This is a genomic window from Paenibacillus sp. Z6-24 (assembly GCF_054161335.1).
Map to the genome: position 1 here is coordinate 4,271,817 of NZ_CP096398.1, position 16,575 is coordinate 4,288,391.

The following is a 16,575-nucleotide window of genomic DNA, read 5'->3' on the forward strand; positions in this document are numbered from 1 at the left end:
CTGCATTTATTTTAGATATTTTTCTTTGTTAAACAAAATATATACAAATCATAATAATGTCATCACATTATATGTTTTACCAAAAAAAGTTACCAAATACTTTTATCGCCACTCCTCTGCTCGTTTTATCTTGCAACGGGTCTGCATTAGCAATGGGAAATGATTCTCCAGAAGTCAAAAAAAATCACACCATTCCAGGCCCTGCTCAATCTTTAACAAGTTCAATAGTTCATTCCCTTGAAAACCCTAATGTTAAATTGATTGAACCTGCAGTGCCTCCTATTCCAACTTATACTAAGAATGACGTAACAAGTGTTTCTTATAATAGTACTGGTACAATTGGCACTATGAATGACGTAACAAGTGTTTCTTATAATAGTACTGGTACAATTGGCACTATGAATGCTCAGAAGTATGTATCTGTAGTTAGAAATTATGGTCTTACCGATAGTATTCCTGCAACTATTGTTTATGTAGAAGATAATGGTAGCGCAGGAAGATGGGGCGGAACTCTTAAACGGGTAAGTGTATCACAACAATCCAATTATATTACCGCAACATTCGCAGGTACTGTCACTAAAGACTCTAACTAGCAACAAATCTTAATACCGCCGCAATTTAATATATTTTTAAAAGCCCCTGAGGTAAATGTCAGGGGCTTTTTGACTATTTTCTGACTGTGCGGTCAATAAAGCGCTCAGCGAAATTGTGACCTGCCGCTTCGTTTATTTTCTCTAAAACCACATCCCCCAATCAAGATACATCCAAATGCTTATCAATTTGCTATTTATGGGTAATACACTTTAACTATATATTGCAAAGGGGATTTAACTGTGTCACAGCCACTTCATCTGGACCCGATCCTTAGACAGGCTAATCTGCTGTGCCAGAGTCAGTTCGGTAAAAAACCCGATCGAATTCATGTGTATTCCAACAAACAAACAGCTGCAATTCTGCTACATGAACTAACCGATCCCCGGGATGAACGACTGCCCGATGATCCGGATGAGTGTTACACTCACATTTACATTTTGCTCAGCCAGTTTATTTTTCCTGCACTGCAAAAAAAGATTGAAACCACACTTGGTTACAATGTGGTGAATGTATTTATCGACTGGAAGCTGGAATATAATAGTGCTGTCATCGCCATGATCTTCGAAGCAGAACCCGAGGCTCCCCACGAGGATCTGTATGCCGGCAAAGCCGAGCTGCATATGAAGATCAGCCAGATCACCGAATCCGTACAGAAAACGCCGAAATCCGTCGATTCGTTCTGGCTGTCCGATCATATTCTGGTTATCCTGCGCAAAGGGCAGCTCATCAACCTGGAAAAGCAGATTATCAAAAAAGGATTCAATAGTGCACTTCGGGTATCCAAGCGTGAACTGGAGCTGGGGCTTTTCCTGGAAGAACTGCCGGTACTTGATCTTCTCGGCAGACCGCTGAAAACAGCTTATCTGGACTGGGATTTTGAGCAAGATTTCAGTATGCTCCTGCTTATCCTTGACAAGTAATCCATCGCTAATACCAAACAGCCCTGCCGACGTCGATGTCAGCAGGGCTGTTGAATTATTTATGATATGGAACTCTCGGTTGGATCTGTACAGCCAATGATTCAGCCAGCCTCATTCGTCTGGTCACCGCGCTTCAGATCGGAGCAGCATACCCGGTTGCGCCCTTCATCCTTAGCCCGGTACAGAGCATTATCCGCCTCCTGAATGAGCTGCTCTGCCGACTGGACCCCATCCCACTCGGCCACGCCAAAGCTGGCAGTAACGGAATATTTGCGGGAGGGTGATTCCAATTCGATCAGCCTGCGCAGACGTTCGGCGACGCTGCGGGCTTCATACAGCGAAGTGTCCGGCAGCAGCACGGCAAATTCTTCTCCGCCATAACGTACCGTCGTATCTCCCGGACGACAGTAATCATTCAGCACGCGTCCCAGATGCTTGAGCACCAGATCCCCTTCCTGATGCCCCCAATTGTCGTTGAAGCTTTTGAAGTGATCGACATCCAGCAGGATCAGACAGAGCAGACGACGCTCGGCATCCACGTTGACTACCCGACTCATCAGTTGGTGTAATGACTCATCGAAATAGCGGCGGTTCCACAGGCCGGTCAGACCATCCCTCATTGCCAGACGTTGGATTTTATCCGTCTCTCTGGCATTCTCGATCGCTGTCACAATCATCGGTGCCAGTTTCTCAATCTGGACTTTTTGCTGACTCGAGAAATGGTCCCGTTTCGGCGACATCAGATTGAGTACGCCGACCACCCGGGCTTCTTTGCGTAAAATAATATGCATGGAAGAGCGAATCCCATTCTCGTACAAATAGTTCGTTACCGCTCCTGCCGGACGATACATATTCCAGTCTTCGTGGATCATGGAGAAGCCGCCTTCCAGCAGTTCATTTACATCTTTTTGCTCTCCCGCCAGAGCGATTTCCTTGTGATCGATAACGCCGTGATAGATCGACGATTTGATGGAAAAGCTGCGATCTGCATTTTGGGTAATAATTGAGAGGCGCTCGCATTCGATCATGTTCCATATGCCCATCAGCGTCTCCTGATAGACATGCTGGACCGATTTGGCCTGATTGAGCGTGTTGATCATCTGATACGTATATCCGAGGAGACGCTGGTCTTTTTGCATTTCCAGGCGCATCTCTTCAAACGTATGGATCAACCGGCCGATTTCATTGGAAGACGAATAGGCCGGCAGCTCGGCAGCTATGCTGCCGTTAGCATAGGAGGATACCACTTTATCCAGCTGGACGATCGGAACAGTAATCCGCTGCAGCCCCCGCTGGATAAAATACAGCATAATACACTGGAACAGTACAAACATTGCTCCCATACTGACCAGTGTGATTACAATATTACGAAGCATCTGGTTACGCATCTGATTGCGCAGCTCTTCAAATTTTTTGTTCAACACGACCTGCTGTTCCCGAAAGGAATCAAACTGCTTTTTGCTTGCCAGCAGCTCTTCACTGGTCACCTGACGACCGGACATTGACTTATGCACCTGTTTGTCTCCGTAATTGAGCTTCCAGTTAGTCCCGATGTCAATTAACTGCTGCGTGTCTGCCTTATATTCCGGATAGTAGTCCAGCCGGTCCATAATCTCACTGGAAATAATCTGGTACTCCATGCTCCCGCGGTCAAATGGCTCCAGAAAAGAGATATCATTTGTAAGCAAAAAACCACGCTGTCCAGTCTCCTGATCTACCAGCGCATTTTCCAGCGATAGCAGCATGATCTGCAGATCGGCAGCTTCCTTAACCTGTCCATAATCATTCCGGACAGAATGATTCACATAAAATAACCCAAACACCACAATCAGCAAAAAAATCATGATGGACCAGAGATTCGTTTTGACAACGCCCGCTCCGATAAAGTTCTCTTCCTGAAAAATTTTGACGAGGGACTTTTTCATTTATCGTCTCCTTACCTGCCTGTCGCTTCTTGTGTCGCATTCACAAATTCCGTTCAGCTTTGTTAATAAATTAACCATTAAGTACCATTTTAATTTAACATATTAAATATTCTATTTTATTATCTGCTGTAAAGCCTTATTACTTTAGATAAAGATACAAAATTAATCGTGAAGATTCATAAAAAGCGTTCCTTAGCACTAATCAACCAAGAAATGATACAGATGGATCGTACATCCTTTTTAGCATCTGCAATGTGAAAACGCCGTACCTCTCCAGGCTTAAAACAGTAAGGTGTTTTGCTGCGCAAAAATCACTTTTCATTGTATCTGGGTTTCCAATGCCAAACGCTTAGATCGTACTTTGCTCTGATCTCCTTTCTTGCGTTCTGTGTGGGGAGCAACATTTTGCAGGTACATATAGACTTCAAACCCTTTACTTTCACTTTCCCAGCATTTGCAGGATCGGACAAGCTCATTATATGTTAGCGACCTTGGAACAGGGTGGATTACTTGGGTGTGAATTAGAGCACTTCGGCAAAAAAACCTGATGGGATTCCATCAGGTTGGGGACATTAGAAGAAATAACGTACCAGTGCCATCATAATTATGCCGGAGATCACGGTGATAGACAGGCTACGGGTTTTGATTGCGATAGCCAGGGTGGGGATGAGTACGATAACGGCCTGCCAGTCGATTTGCAGGGAATGTTCGTTTTGAATCAGGAAACTTTCGACGACCAGGGCCGTCAGGATGCACACCGGGATATAGGACAGCCATTGGAGTATGGATTTCGGCAGGTTCAGATTGCGTACGACCATAAAAGGCAGTACACGCGGGATCATGGTCACGAGTGCGCAGCCGATGATGACCATGAGAGTCGTCCATTGTATCGTCATTTTTCGGTCACCACCCCGATTGTTGCTACGATGATCGTTGCAATAATGACGGCCAGCTGGGAAGATACGACCATGGACAGCAGCAGCATCGCAATGACCATATAGACCATCAAGCGCAAATAATGCTTTAATTTCTCGGGTGCCAGATGGTCCAGCTGCAGGACAAGCAGGGCGACGAACATGCCCGTCAGTGCATAATCCATCCCCAGCTGCTCCGGATCGGCGATCCAACTGCCGAACATGGCGCCGACGACACAGGATACGATCCAGCTGGCATAGGCAGTCAGATTCAGTCCGTTCATCCAGTGATCATTCAGCGATTTCCCCTGAGCGATCCGGCCGGCTGCTACACCAAATGACTCATCCGTGACCAGCAGGCCGATACCCATATTCCGCAGTAGCGAATACCGTGTAAAATGTGGAGCCAGCGTCGCGCTCAACAGAAAATTTCGCAGATTCACCACAAATGTGGTCAAAATAATGGCGGAGATCGGCGTATGCACAGCAAGCATCGCACATATGATAAACTGTGCCGCTCCCGCATAGACAAGCAGGGACATCAGTCCGACCTCCAGCACACTCAGATGCGAAGCGGCTCCCACGATACCGGCAGCCAGACCGATACTGATATAGCCAAGCAGTGTAGGAATGCCATCCCTAACCCCATTGGCAAAAGTAGGCTCGGTCTGTTCTTTTGTAATGGCCTGAACATCCTTCATTATGTTATGTCCCCCTGCTGGTTTGTCGTATCTTTTGTATGTTAAAATAAACTAAAGTTTACTATAACGTACTTTTATTTAATATAACATACAATATTCCATTATATTAAACAAGGGAAAAAGGAGAAATACGATGGAAGCCATACAGAGTGTAATTGCCAAAAATCTGGCTCGCATCCGCAAAAGCAAAAATCTCACTCTTGATCAGACATCCGAATTGACCGGTGTCAGCAAAGCGATGCTGGCGCAAATTGAAAACGTAAAATCCAATCCTACCGTCAGCACACTATGGAAAATCGCCAATGGTCTGCAGGTATCATTTACAAGCTTTCTCAAGGAAGAAGAAATTATCGTTCGCAGGGTGAATATCCATGAAGTGAACATGATTATGGACAGTGATGACAAGTACCGGGTGTATCCTTTTTTCCCTTATCATCCGGATAGAAGATTTGAGTTGTATATCGTAGAGCTTCTGCCGGGATGCATTCATGAACCGAAGACCCATCCGGGTGAAGAGTATCTGATCGTCAAGGAAGGATTAATGGTCGTCGACCTCAAGGGACAGAAATACGAGCTGACCGAGGGCGATGCTATGCAGTTCTCCGGTCAGAACCTGCATGGCTATACCAATCCGACTGCAGAGAAAGCAAGCTTTTTCATGATGATGCATTATCCGGATGACGAACTGCAGTAGATATTCTATTTTGTGAAAGCAGGGGACCATACCTCTCGCTGCTGGATATACCGGTGAACCTGTCACAGCAATTTGTTGCGCAGATGGTGCAGTCACTGGAACGAGCGATAGACGGAACCATTCACTGATCCTGATAGGCTCAAAAAACAGGCAACCCCTCCTTTTTATGAAAAAGGAGGGGTTGCCTGTTTGATAGTGGATACGTGTTTTCTGGATGTATCTGGCTCAGGACGACTTGGATATGACAGATATTTTCCCGTTCGTCTCCAGTATGACGGCCGCTACTTTATCCATCTCCTGCATTCCCTGCTGACGAACCACCTGCATAACTTCATCCCTGGCAATTCGTTCATCTTCCATAGCTTCATCACGGAACTCGTCTTCATAAAAAAGAAGGCGCGGTTCTGCTTTGATAAACGACTTGATCTTCTTGCTGCGTATGGTGGTATAAGCGACCAGATACTGCAGCAGCACAAGAAGTGTCATCGCGAGAAATCCTTCGGTAAGCGAGATGCTTTTATTGACAATCACAGAAGATAGAGTTGAACCCAGTGCTACGGTCACTATCAGATCAAAAGCATTCAGTTTGGATAACGTTCTTTTGCCGGATATCCGTAAGAGGATCATTAGATATACATATGAAAATATGCCGATAACAAGAATGCGAAACAAATCTCCCCAGGTATCAAAAAACATGAGCGGTCCTCCCCATAAATGGTTTGGCTACACTTTAATATGCCGATCAAATCATGAATTACGGTATATGCAGCTCTAGCAGTCGTTACCCGTCATCATTCAGCATGACACAACTTCCGGGCATCACATACATACCAGGATGACTATCCAGCCCGGATTCGATCAGAAAATGGAAATCAGTTCCTGTGTATAGGGATGCCTGGACTCTGCAAACAATTGTTCCTGCGGAAATTGATCGACCAGCCTGCCGTCCTTCATCACCATGATTCGCTGGCTCATCTGGTGTACGGCTGCAAGATCATGGGAAATGAACAGATACGACAGATTCAGTTCGGTACGCAGACGGGTCAGCAGCTGGAGCACCGCTCCCTGGGAGATGACATCGAGGCTGGCTGTCGGTTCATCCAGCACGACCAGCTGCGGCTCAATGCTGATCGCGCGGGCGATAGTCACCCGCTGGCGCTGACCGCCGCTCAGTTCATGGGGATACCGATCTGCGAGCGATTCGGGCAGCTCGACGGCCTCCATCAGCTGCCACACAAGTTCCTGCTCCGAAGCAGGCCGGAAATGCTGCAATCGCAGCTCATCACGGTACTGCAGATACGGATCGAGCAGGGAATCCCGGATCTTCAGCTTGGGATTCAGGGCCGCCGACGGATTCTGGAACACAATCTGTATTTTCTTTCGGTGCGGATACAGCTGGCGGTCATTCATCCGTTCAATGGAGTGACCATCCAGTGTAATCGAACCGCTGTCTGTCGCTTCCATACGCAGCAGGCAGCGGGCGAGCGTACTTTTTCCGCATCCGCTCTCTCCAACGAGACCGAGACATTCCCCCGATGCGATAGCAAAGGAGACTTCATCCAGTACCCGCTTATCCGGCGCATACGATTTACTCAGCCGGTTGACCTGGAGCAGACTCATCTTCCTTTCACCTCCTGCAGACCGGATGGCAGCAGATTACCCGGTTTCTTTAAGATCGGTGCAGCCTGAATCAGCTGCCTGGTATACGGATGCTGGGGATGATCCAGAATCCGGTGCTTGCCACCGGTCTCGACGATGCGTCCTTCCTGCATCACCGCGAGCCGGCTGGCATACTTGCGCACATGACGCCAGTCGTGCGTGATGAACAGAATCGCGCATTTGGTTTCCCGCTGCTTTTGTGCCAGCAGTTCCAGAATCCGGTGACCGGACACGCTGTCCAGCGCAGTCGTCACTTCATCCGCGATCAGCACATCCGGCGAGAGCAGCAGAGCCATCGCGATGGATACCCGCTGCAGCTGTCCGCCGCTCAGCTGGAAGGGATGACGCCGGTACAGACTTTCGTCCAGCCCGACCGATTCCAGCGCTGCGATTCCCTGCCGCTTGCGCACAGCGCCTGGAGCAATGCCGTGCACCTTCTGGTATTCCTCCAGATGCTGTCCAATCGTACGGAACGGGGTAAATGAACCCTGATAATCCTGAAATACATACGCCAGCCTGCGTCCGCGAATATCGCGCATCTGCCGGGCAGACAGACCCAGCAGGTCCTGTCCGTGCAGCCGGATGCGTCCTTCCAGCTGCAGATTCGGCGGCAGCATTCGTCCGGCAGCCTGGGAGAGCAGGCTTTTGCCGCTGCCGCTCTGACCGACCAGTGCGAACCATTCTCCCTCATGTACAGTCAGGGAGACGCTGTCGACGATCGTTTTTTCACGGCTGCGAATGGTTACCTGTTCCATCGACAGAATCATGACTGCACCTCCCTTTTCACATCAAACCGGTCACGCAAATAATCGCCCAGCATATTCGCCAGCAGCACAACAGACACAATCGCCAGACCCGGATAAATCATCAATTCCGGCCGGGATTGGAAATAAGGACGCGAGTCATTGAGCATCGCTCCCCATTCCGGTGTCGGCGGCTGGGCACCCAGTCCGATATACGAAAATGCCGAGATAAGCAAAATGATTTTGCCCAGATCCAGACTCGCCAGCACCAGCACATGACCGATCACATGCGGCAGCAGATGCTTGCGCATAATTTTTGCCGGAGACAGTCCGTTCGTACGGGCAATCTGCACATAATCCTTTTGCGCCTCGGACAGTACGGTACTGCGTACGAGCCTTGCATAGTTTACCCATTTGACAACAACGATCGCCAGCACCAGATTGCCGATCCCCGCACCGAGCAGACCGCTCAGTACAACCGCCACAATCGTATCGGGAAAAGACAAAAAGGCATCTGCGACCCGCATAAAGATCCGGTCGACCCATCCCCGGCTGTATCCGGAGATCAGTCCAAACGGAATACCGATCAGCAGCGCGGCGCCGAGTGCCAGCAGGCTGTATCCGAGCGTCTGCTGTCCGCCGAGCAATAGTCGTGTCAGCACATCCCGGCCCAGATGATCCGTGCCGAGCGGATGCAGCATACTCATCTCCTGCAGCCGGTCACCGAGATCAGTCGTATTCGGATCATGCTTCAGCCAGAAAAAGGCATAGATTGAAGCCGCAGCCGTGACCAGAACAAACAACAAAGCGATCATGCCCTGCCAGCTGTGCTTGCTGCGCCGGGGCAATCTGGGTATGGATAATTCTCTCATCAGCCAGCCTTCCTTTCCTTGAGCTTCATCTCCGGATTCAGATATCGGTAGGACAGATCCACCAGCGTATTCACTACAAATACGAGGGCTGCCATGACCAGAATATAGCCCTGAATCAGCGGATAATCCCGCTGCCGGATCGAATCCACGACCAGCTTGCCGATCCCCGGATAGGCAAACAGCACCTCAACAACAACGACTCCACCGATCAGACTGCCCAGACTCACGCCGAATACCGTAATGACCGGCGGCAGACTGTGCCGCAGGGCATGCACCCAGAAAATACGCGCCTCACTGTATCCCCGCGCCCGCGCTGCCCGCACAAATTCCTGTCCGAGCGAATCCAGCAGACTTGAACGCAGCAGACGCACGTATACACTGGAAATTGCCAGCCCCAGTGTGAGCGAAGGCAGCAGCAGCGAGATCCATCCGTCCCTGCCCATCGTCGGCAGCCAGCCGAGACGCACGCCGAACAGATCGATCAGAATGAGCCCCAGCCAGAAGCTCGGAATCGCTGCGCCCATAATCGACAGCAGCCGGCTCACATGGTCAATCCAGCTGTTCCGATGCAGCGCAGACAGTGAACCGAGCGGTAGCGCAATCAGCAGCATAATGACCAATGCTCCTGCCGTCAGTTCCAGCGTCGCCGGCAGACCGCCCATGATCATCTTCATGACCGGCTGACCGGTTACATAGGATTGGCCAAAATCCAGCCGTACGAAATCCAGCAGCCACTGCCCGTATTGAACGAGCAATGGCTGATTGAATCCCATCTCTTCTCTTAGCGCTTCCACCTGTTCCTGACTGACGGACAATTCATCCACATTCAGAATCGTCAGCACCGGATCACCCGGCGCCATACGAATAAACAGAAAGCTGATAAAGGTAATAAACAACACAAACCCCAGTGTCTCCAAAAATTTGCGGATTAGAATCCGGCCCATTACATCACATCCAGCTTGTTCGTAATCATATAGTATTCACTGCGCGTGGTAACCCAGTTTTTCACTTTCTCTTCGTTATAAGCCACAATCGTCGATGGATGCAGCACAAAGGAATTGATCACATTCTCATGTACATAATCAGCAGCCTGCTCTGCCAGCACAGCACGCTTGTCCGGTTCAACGGTCCGGTTGAGCTGATCAATAATGGCTGTCAACTTCGGATCTTCGGCTCCGCTAAAATTCAGCGCGCCATCCGGATGATACGTCGCATTCAGATAATACCCGGCATCTCCGCGCGGGGCGGTCAGATTGCTGTAGGTCGCCAGATCCCAATCTCGATTGGCTGCCATATAATCCTCAGGAGTATCGATCTGGCGAATTTCCACCTGAATGCCGATCTTCTTGGCATCAGACTGGAACACCTGCGCGATCAGCGGCAGATCGGCTCGTGCCGAATAGGTGAGCAGCGTTAATTGCAGCGGCTTGCCATCCTTTTGCATCTGGCCGTTGACCAGTGAGTAACCTGCCTGCTGGAGATATCGGACCGCCGCATCCGCGCCCAGCGGCGACGGCTCATACTTGGGTGCAAATGGCAATGACGGCAGGAAAGGCCCGGTCGCCGCTTCTCCATGTCCCAGCAGAATCGTATCCACAATCTTCTGTCGGTCAATCAGTGCATCCATCGCCCGGCGTACATTCACATCCTGCAGTGCCGGACGCTCCATATTCATCGTCAGCTGATGCACCCGGAAGGTAGAAATTGATTCGACCTTGATGCCCTGCTCGGCATCCAGTGTATCGAGGCTCTCCACTTCCGGACGATAGACGATATCCACCTGCCCGGAGCGCAGTGCCAGCGAACGGGCATTGGCATCCTCGTTAAAGGAGAACGTCACTCCGTCCAGCAGGGAAGCACCATCCCAGTATTTGTCATACCGTTTCACTTCCAGCTTGCTGCCGGGAGTAAATGTACTCAGCAGGAAAGGCCCTGTGCCGACCGGCTTGTTCACCACATCCGGTTCGGACACGTCGATAATCGATGTATTGGGATTCACCAGTTCCGAGATGAATTCCGGAAAAGGCTGGTTCGTTGATATCTGCAGTGTATTTCCATCTGCCTGGATGCTTTTGATCTTGAGTGCATTCTTCACCGCTATGCTTTCGGTTATCGCCCGCTCCAATGAAGCTTTGACCGCTTCTCCGGTCATCGGCTTGCCATTCTGGAACGTCACATCATCACGCAGCTTTATTTTCCAGTTCTGTCCGTCCTTTCCTTCCCAGCTCTCGGCGAGCCATGGCGCGACCGTCAGGTTATCTTCATCCAGACGCACCAGCGTCTCGGTAATGCCTGCACGGATCGGCACATAACTGGAATCAACATGCGGATCGAGCGAGTTGGTCGAGAAGTTATACAGGAAGCTCACATGCTTGCCCTGTTCCTTGGCGCTGGAAGAAGGTGAAGAACATGCACCCAGGATAGCGATACAGAGCAGCAGCACGGTTAGTCCGAGAGCCTGTCTTCCTTTGCGCTTCCCTCCAGTCATTCCTCCATATACAGAGCGATGCTGTACGGAACCCTTTCCCGGATCTGTATTCATGTATTCTGTACGATGCTGGTCTGGCTGCCGAACCTGCCTGCTGCCATTGTCTACCTGATTCATGATTCTTCCCCCCACTGCATTTCTCTATTTAGTAAACGTTACGATTTAAACATTGAATCTTATCTTATCGTAACGATTACTATTTAGCAAGAAGAAAAATAGCCGATTCATCTTCAAGCAACGGGCATATTTCTATCTTTTCATATGGGCAAATGTATGGATATGCCAAATAAAAAAGGAACATCCCACTGTAGAAGAAGGATGTTCCTTTGTTGTTTTATTAGCTATTTGTTATTTATGCTAGTTTGAAATCTACTGGTTATCTGCCTTTTGCTTGGTTGCTATTTAGAAATGATTTATTACAGCTACTTACTAACAGGGTCTCGTCTCGCATGGTAATCGATCTATACGCTATGAGTATGAGTATCTGTATCTGTACGTTCTTAGTAAATCCGGCTTAGTAAATCTGGCTTTCCCGTGGAATCAGCAGTGCTGCGATAAAGTAAACGATGATCGATGTTCCTCCGGTCAGGAATACGCTGACCACGAACAGCAATCTCAAAAAGGTAGCACTCATACCCAGAAGCTCCGCGAATCCACCCAACAATCCTGTCATCATCCTGTCGTGGTTGGAACGATATAATTTGCTCATTTCCATACTCTCCTTTGTCAATTATGATTCTTGTGCCGACAGCGGAATTTCTTCTTCTGAAGGCTTATTCATGTACGCTGTCTCGTTGATATGTGATACCTTCATGATATAGGAGTACAGGAGCTGTTCCAACCGCCCTGCGGCTGTTTCGCAACTTAGACTTTAGTCGGGGATAGGCCTGGACCTGCAGCAGACTCCCGCTTCAGCCTTATCGCGTTCGCATCCGATGCGCATACGACCAGAAGCAGCAGTACAGCGATGGTAATGATGTATATTTTGATAGTATATTCCTCCCTTGCTTACATGTTGTGTTTATCCATGATTGCATACGCTTCTGTTATTATCCATACTTTTCCACTTTTATCGCTATAGGATAGATATTCGTACCCTGTGCAAAGGGTTGCTTTTCCGGATCGTTGGCTTTAGACTACAATCGATCCACTTTTTAAACATCTTTTCAAAAGTGATACAAAGGAGAACATTCCATTATGCGACCGTTATCCTACAGTACCCAGCAGGTCAAGAAAATCAATATCGAGCTGGTCAAAAATACACTACGTACCACCGGGACAGGTACCAAAGCTTCTATCGCGAGTCTGACCCGGCTCAGCGTCGCCACTTGCGGTACGATTCTCAATGAGCTGGTACGAACCGGGGAGATTCTGGATATCGGACCGGATGAATCCAGCGGCGGCCGACCAGCGAGCCGGTATCAGTTCAACGCCGATTATGCCAGCATGGTTGGCCTGATTATCCGTACGGAAAGCGGTATCCACTCCATTACCCATGCCCGTGCCAATCTGAACGGCGAGATTCTGGAGCAGCATACCACCGAATATGAAGTCATCAACATACAGACGATTGAGAAACTGCTGGATCAGCTGCTGAGCCAGTATCACAATGTACAGGCTGTTGGCATCGGGATTCCCGGTGTGGCACGTAACGGGCAAATCGGTATCTGCGATGTGAAGGAACTGGCTGGACAGCCGCTGGCACAGATGCTCCGGCAGCGCTATAACGGCCTGGAAATCATTATTCAGAATGATATGAACCTGACCGTATATGGGCTGTATCATGAGCAGAATTATGAGGAGGACAGTAATTTCGCGGTGCTGACCTTTCCGGAAAATCATTATCCCGGAGCCGGCTTTATTATCGGCGGCAGGCTGCTGAACGGCAACAGCTATTTCAGCGGTGAAGTCTCCTATCTGCCTTTTGGCATCACCCGTGAGGAACAGCTCCGACAGCTCCATACTCCCGAAGGTGTGCATGCGCTGATTGTACATACGATCGTCTCCATCATCGCCATCATTAATCCGGCTGCTATTGTAATGACCGGCAATGCACTTGTTCCTTCGATGTTGGACCGAATCGATCAGGATTGCCGCCAGCATGTTCCGGCTGAACATATGCCTCAGCTGCTGATTCAGCAGGACACACGGCATGAATATCTCACCGGATTGATCACGATGACCCTGGAGAGTCTTACCTATAATATCCAGCTGATTGAGCGGCATTAGACATCATCTACCTTATCCCATAAATTCTGCCGGGACTCTGTTGTGAAGGCAAAAGAAAGCAAGTTCAATCGCGTATATGCCATGCAGCTGGCGACCATTTGCGTCGGTTTTATCGTATTTGGCATCTCAGAGAATATCAAAGGCCCGGCGATCCCGCATATCCAGTTCGACTTTCATCTCGATGAGCAGCAGCTCGGTACGCTGCTGTCGCTCAATGCGCTCGGTTATCTGCTCGCCTGTTCATTTACCGCCGTACTGGTCCGTCTGTGGGGAATCAAGGCGGTCAGTATCATTTCGTTTGGCTTCATGGTCATCTCGGGGGTATTCATCTATCTGTCGTATACCTATCCGCTGTTCGCTTCGTCGTATTTCCTGATGTATATCGGCAACGGCATGCTGGAGATCGCGCTGGCAATTCTGGGCGCATGGATCTTTGTCAAAAATACCGGTATGTTGATGAGCCTGTCCCACTTTTCCTATGGACTCAGCTCTACCGTGGCACCGCTGCTGGCGACCGGAGTCATGTCGCTGACCGTCTTCGGGCAGGAGCTGGACTGGCGCGGTATGTATCTGGTGATGCTGTCACTGTGTGTGCTGCCGATCCTGTTTGCGCTGCGCAGCCACTTTCCCGGCGATGATCTGCCGCATAAAGACTAGGTTTCCATGAAAATGATGACCCGTGATCCAACGCTGTGGCTGATGGTAATGATCCTGTCCTTTGGCGGCTGGCTCGTCAACTTTCTGGAAAAGGCTTACGACTGGAGTACGGTCAAAGCGTCCGGTCTGCTGTCCCTGTTCTTCCTCGTATTCTCCCTGGGACGTCTGCTGCTCGAACCGCTGACCGACCGATTCGGCTTCGTGCTCTCGCTGATCGTATTCTCTGCCTTCTCGGCGAACTGTACATTTGTCGCTATCGCAGGCGGTGAACGGGTGGCTTTCCTGTTTGCGCTATCCGGGGCAGGCATTGCGATAATCTATCCGACCGTCATGGCCTTTATCGCACGTCGGTATCCGAATGGCAGCGATACGGAAATTACGTTTGTCGTGATGCTGATGGGCGTCGGCAGTGTGGTCGGGAACTATCTGATCGGCTGGATGATCGAAGGGGTCAAAAATATGTACGGTGTGGGCACACAGTTGAGGCTGCTGCGCGGACTGCAGGCGGGCTACGGATTCATCGGGCTGTTGTGCGGCAATCTGCGCCCTATCCGGAATTGTGCTGTACGGGTATTTGAAAAGGCGGCAGGAACTGATCTGACGGAGAAGACTGCTGAATTCTCCCTATTTCTCAATATAATAACTATCACAACATTTTTTCTGAATGTATTATAAATTTTTCTGCTTGGTTTTTTCCTCAATCGCCTAAGCACTTGCTTGAGTTATATCTAACTTTAGATAAAGTCCATACAAATAAGGAGAAGACTCAATTAAGCCTTCTCCTTATTTTTCAACCTGGTATTTGGCTTTGAATAGCTTGATCCATTTTCCAAATATAAACCTTGTACCCTGAAGAATACCAGTTACTAAGAGGTGCATTTTTCTTATCACTAGTATGCTGTGTTAAATAAAAATGACCATCTTTAAGCAATGTAATTAAAGCCGTATGATTAATATCACCATCGTTATCAAAGTCGGCATTCACAGGATCTCCCATAGCCGCTTTTGCTGCAGTTGGAGCCGTTTTGGATCTTATAGACCAGAACTTATAAAAACTATTTGCTCCGCCCCAACTATGAGAAGGTGCATTAATCAAACTATCCGCATAATACCATGACGTGCTTCTGTTTATTAGCCCAGGCCACTCTTCCATACCTCCAGCCAATAAGGCTTGGGAAACAAAATTAGTACAATCATTCCACTTTTTCCAACATTCTTTTGAAGCTATGGAACAATTGTTTGATTTAGCATAATAAGAATATGTTGGATTTCTTCCATCCCACCATTTATATGCGTAGTCTCTGGCTTTAATTGAACTATACCCGTTAGAATAAGCCATTGGAGAAATAAATTTCGATGTAGAATTTTGATAAACAGACTGCTCAACTGAATTATTGGATTGAACTGTATTGGTTTGAGCTTCTGTTATTTCAGTTGGAGTGGACTGAATAGTAGCTTTTTCTGAGTCAGCTACTGGCATTAATTCAATCAAGTCAACAATCTCATCAGTAGTTATGTCGTTTGATGATAATTTTTTATCATAACTTTCTATCAAATTATTTTTTCTCTTATTCTCGTAGCGATCCATAAATTTTACGTATTCTAGCATGCTGCTTTGTTCTGATGAAGGAAATTGCTCTAAAGCCACACCCAAACTAATTACAAGCATTTGATAATCTGCATTATCGATATCATTCTTAATAAGTAGTTGATTATCTTTTATATAATTATCAACCAGATTCATAGCATGCTTGTATTTTTTCGAAGCTTCTTCTTTACTAATATCAATCTCATCTAATTTTTTAATCGGTAATACAATCTTGCCTTCCTTAATATCGTTTAAATAATCAAGGTAAGCAGCTTGAGATGTCGGCACATCAATTTCAATGGGTGTTAGATTTACGGCTGCATATGAGACACTGGGTAAAAGAAGCAACGACATTCCTAAGGCTACGACTTGGGTAATTTTCTTTTTCATTTTCAATAAATGTTCCTCCTTGAATGTAATACCAAGAAAGATAACATATATCAAAATATTGTAAATAAGATAAATATACCATGCTGATTTTATTTTTTTGTATTTTTTAGTCGAAAAATATAAGAAAACATACAATTACAAAGTAATATCAAACAATACAAACGAAATTAGTACATAAGACGCCATACAAAGTGTTTACAT

Annotated in this window: 15 protein-coding genes and 1 pseudogene; 5 read left to right on the top strand and 11 right to left on the bottom strand. The window is 48.0% G+C overall.

Going from position 1 to position 16,575, the window contains the following annotated elements:
• The first annotated feature begins 152 nt into the window (after nt 1–152).
• Both M1D61_RS18500 and M1D61_RS18505 read left to right on the top strand, forming a co-directional pair.
• On the top strand, nt 153–593 hold the full coding sequence (locus M1D61_RS18500) for a hypothetical protein (RefSeq protein WP_458120071.1): 441 nt from the start codon (nt 153–155) through the stop codon (nt 591–593).
• 240 nt (nt 594–833) lie between these two features.
• On the top strand, nt 834–1,514 hold the full coding sequence (locus tag M1D61_RS18505; protein ID WP_458120072.1) for a Na-translocating system protein MpsC family protein: 681 nt from the start codon (nt 834–836) through the stop codon (nt 1,512–1,514).
• Between the two features lie 101 nt (nt 1,515–1,615).
• On the opposite strand, the gene M1D61_RS18510 is transcribed toward M1D61_RS18505, so the two are convergent.
• From M1D61_RS18510 to M1D61_RS18520, 3 genes are all read right to left on the bottom strand, one after another.
• Nucleotides 1,616–3,439: a sensor domain-containing diguanylate cyclase gene (locus M1D61_RS18510; protein WP_458120073.1), complete on the bottom strand. Its 1,824-nt coding sequence runs from the start codon at nt 3,437–3,439 to the stop codon at nt 1,616–1,618.
• 572 nt (nt 3,440–4,011) lie between these two features.
• Nucleotides 4,012–4,335 (bottom strand): AzlD domain-containing protein, encoded by a 324-nt coding sequence (locus M1D61_RS18515; RefSeq protein ID WP_458120074.1) that lies wholly within the window; start codon nt 4,333–4,335, stop codon nt 4,012–4,014.
• Nucleotides 4,332–5,054, bottom strand: coding sequence for an AzlC family ABC transporter permease (locus M1D61_RS18520; protein ID WP_458120075.1), 723 nt, complete (start codon nt 5,052–5,054; stop codon nt 4,332–4,334). The genes M1D61_RS18515 and M1D61_RS18520 overlap by 4 nt, the downstream gene beginning before the upstream one ends.
• A gap of 133 nt (nt 5,055–5,187) precedes the next feature.
• Between M1D61_RS18520 and M1D61_RS18525 the strand changes: the two genes are divergently transcribed.
• Nucleotides 5,188–5,748 (top strand): helix-turn-helix domain-containing protein, encoded by a 561-nt coding sequence (locus tag M1D61_RS18525; RefSeq protein ID WP_458120076.1) that lies wholly within the window; start codon nt 5,188–5,190, stop codon nt 5,746–5,748.
• A 225-nt stretch (nt 5,749–5,973) separates the two neighbouring features.
• Here M1D61_RS18525 and M1D61_RS18530 read toward each other — a convergent pair whose 3' ends face one another.
• The 7 genes from M1D61_RS18530 to M1D61_RS18560 all read right to left on the bottom strand — a co-directional run bounded on the left by M1D61_RS18530 (nt 5,974) and on the right by M1D61_RS18560 (nt 12,219).
• Entirely contained in the window at nt 5,974–6,444 is a 471-nt protein-coding gene (locus M1D61_RS18530) for a DUF421 domain-containing protein (RefSeq protein ID WP_046216031.1), read from the bottom strand.
• A gap of 162 nt (nt 6,445–6,606) precedes the next feature.
• Complete coding sequence (locus M1D61_RS18535; RefSeq protein ID WP_458120077.1) at nt 6,607–7,368, bottom strand: ABC transporter ATP-binding protein; 762 nt, start codon at nt 7,366–7,368, stop codon at nt 6,607–6,609.
• A complete protein-coding gene (locus M1D61_RS18540; protein ID WP_458120078.1) occupies nt 7,365–8,174 on the bottom strand; it encodes an ABC transporter ATP-binding protein in 810 nt (269 codons plus the stop codon). Before M1D61_RS18540 ends, M1D61_RS18535 begins: the two co-directional genes overlap by 4 nt.
• Entirely contained in the window at nt 8,171–9,022 is an 852-nt protein-coding gene (gene nikC, locus M1D61_RS18545; protein WP_458120079.1) for a nickel transporter permease, read from the bottom strand. The genes M1D61_RS18540 and nikC overlap by 4 nt, the downstream gene beginning before the upstream one ends.
• Nucleotides 9,022–9,966: a nickel ABC transporter permease gene (nikB, locus tag M1D61_RS18550; RefSeq protein ID WP_458120080.1), complete on the bottom strand. Its 945-nt coding sequence runs from the start codon at nt 9,964–9,966 to the stop codon at nt 9,022–9,024. Before nikB ends, nikC begins: the two co-directional genes overlap by 1 nt.
• Nucleotides 9,966–11,510 carry a nickel ABC transporter substrate-binding protein gene (gene nikA, locus M1D61_RS18555; RefSeq protein ID WP_458122557.1) on the bottom strand — a complete coding sequence of 515 codons (1,545 nt, stop codon included), beginning with the start codon at nt 11,508–11,510 and terminating at the stop codon, nt 9,966–9,968. The genes nikB and nikA overlap by 1 nt, the downstream gene beginning before the upstream one ends.
• A 514-nt stretch (nt 11,511–12,024) precedes the next feature.
• Nucleotides 12,025–12,219 (bottom strand): PspC domain-containing protein, encoded by a 195-nt coding sequence (locus tag M1D61_RS18560; protein ID WP_046216036.1) that lies wholly within the window; start codon nt 12,217–12,219, stop codon nt 12,025–12,027.
• 488 nt (nt 12,220–12,707) lie between these two features.
• On the opposite strand from M1D61_RS18560, the gene M1D61_RS18565 reads away from it, so the two are divergent.
• Together M1D61_RS18565 and M1D61_RS18570 are read left to right on the top strand one after the other, a co-directional pair.
• The gene (locus M1D61_RS18565) at nt 12,708–13,739 is read left to right on the top strand and encodes an ROK family protein (RefSeq protein ID WP_458120081.1); all 1,032 of its coding nucleotides are present in this window, start codon (nt 12,708–12,710) and stop codon (nt 13,737–13,739) included.
• Between the two features lie 81 nt (nt 13,740–13,820).
• Nucleotides 13,821–14,997: pseudogene (locus M1D61_RS18570) on the top strand (MFS transporter).
• Between the two features lie 189 nt (nt 14,998–15,186).
• On the opposite strand, the gene M1D61_RS18575 reads toward M1D61_RS18570, so the two are convergent.
• Entirely contained in the window at nt 15,187–16,374 is a 1,188-nt protein-coding gene (locus M1D61_RS18575; RefSeq protein ID WP_458122558.1) for an amidase domain-containing protein, read from the bottom strand.
• Nucleotides 16,375–16,575 lie beyond the last annotated feature (201 nt).

Excerpts from the sequence above, each read along its gene's own strand:
- M1D61_RS18560 (WP_046216036.1), bottom strand. The coding sequence starts at position 12,219 with ATGAGCAAATTATATCGTTCCAACCACGACAGGATGATGACAGGATTG.
- M1D61_RS18510 (WP_458120073.1), bottom strand. The coding sequence starts at position 3,439 with ATGAAAAAGTCCCTCGTCAAAATTTTTCAGGAAGAGAACTTTATCGGA.
- M1D61_RS18575 (WP_458122558.1), bottom strand. The coding sequence starts at position 16,374 with ATGAAAAAGAAAATTACCCAAGTCGTAGCCTTAGGAATGTCGTTGCTT.
- M1D61_RS18525 (WP_458120076.1), top strand. The coding sequence starts at position 5,188 with ATGGAAGCCATACAGAGTGTAATTGCCAAAAATCTGGCTCGCATCCGC.
- M1D61_RS18500 (WP_458120071.1), top strand. The coding sequence starts at position 153 with ATGGGAAATGATTCTCCAGAAGTCAAAAAAAATCACACCATTCCAGGC.
- M1D61_RS18515 (WP_458120074.1), bottom strand. The coding sequence starts at position 4,335 with ATGACGATACAATGGACGACTCTCATGGTCATCATCGGCTGCGCACTC.
- M1D61_RS18530 (WP_046216031.1), bottom strand. The coding sequence starts at position 6,444 with ATGTTTTTTGATACCTGGGGAGATTTGTTTCGCATTCTTGTTATCGGC.
- nikC (WP_458120079.1), bottom strand. The coding sequence starts at position 9,022 with ATGAGAGAATTATCCATACCCAGATTGCCCCGGCGCAGCAAGCACAGC.
- nikA (WP_458122557.1), bottom strand. The coding sequence starts at position 11,510 with ATGACTGGAGGGAAGCGCAAAGGAAGACAGGCTCTCGGACTAACCGTG.
- M1D61_RS18540 (WP_458120078.1), bottom strand. The coding sequence starts at position 8,174 with ATGATTCTGTCGATGGAACAGGTAACCATTCGCAGCCGTGAAAAAACG.
- M1D61_RS18520 (WP_458120075.1), bottom strand. The coding sequence starts at position 5,054 with ATGAAGGATGTTCAGGCCATTACAAAAGAACAGACCGAGCCTACTTTT.
- M1D61_RS18565 (WP_458120081.1), top strand. The coding sequence starts at position 12,708 with ATGCGACCGTTATCCTACAGTACCCAGCAGGTCAAGAAAATCAATATC.
- M1D61_RS18535 (WP_458120077.1), bottom strand. The coding sequence starts at position 7,368 with ATGAGTCTGCTCCAGGTCAACCGGCTGAGTAAATCGTATGCGCCGGAT.
- nikB (WP_458120080.1), bottom strand. The coding sequence starts at position 9,966 with ATGGGCCGGATTCTAATCCGCAAATTTTTGGAGACACTGGGGTTTGTG.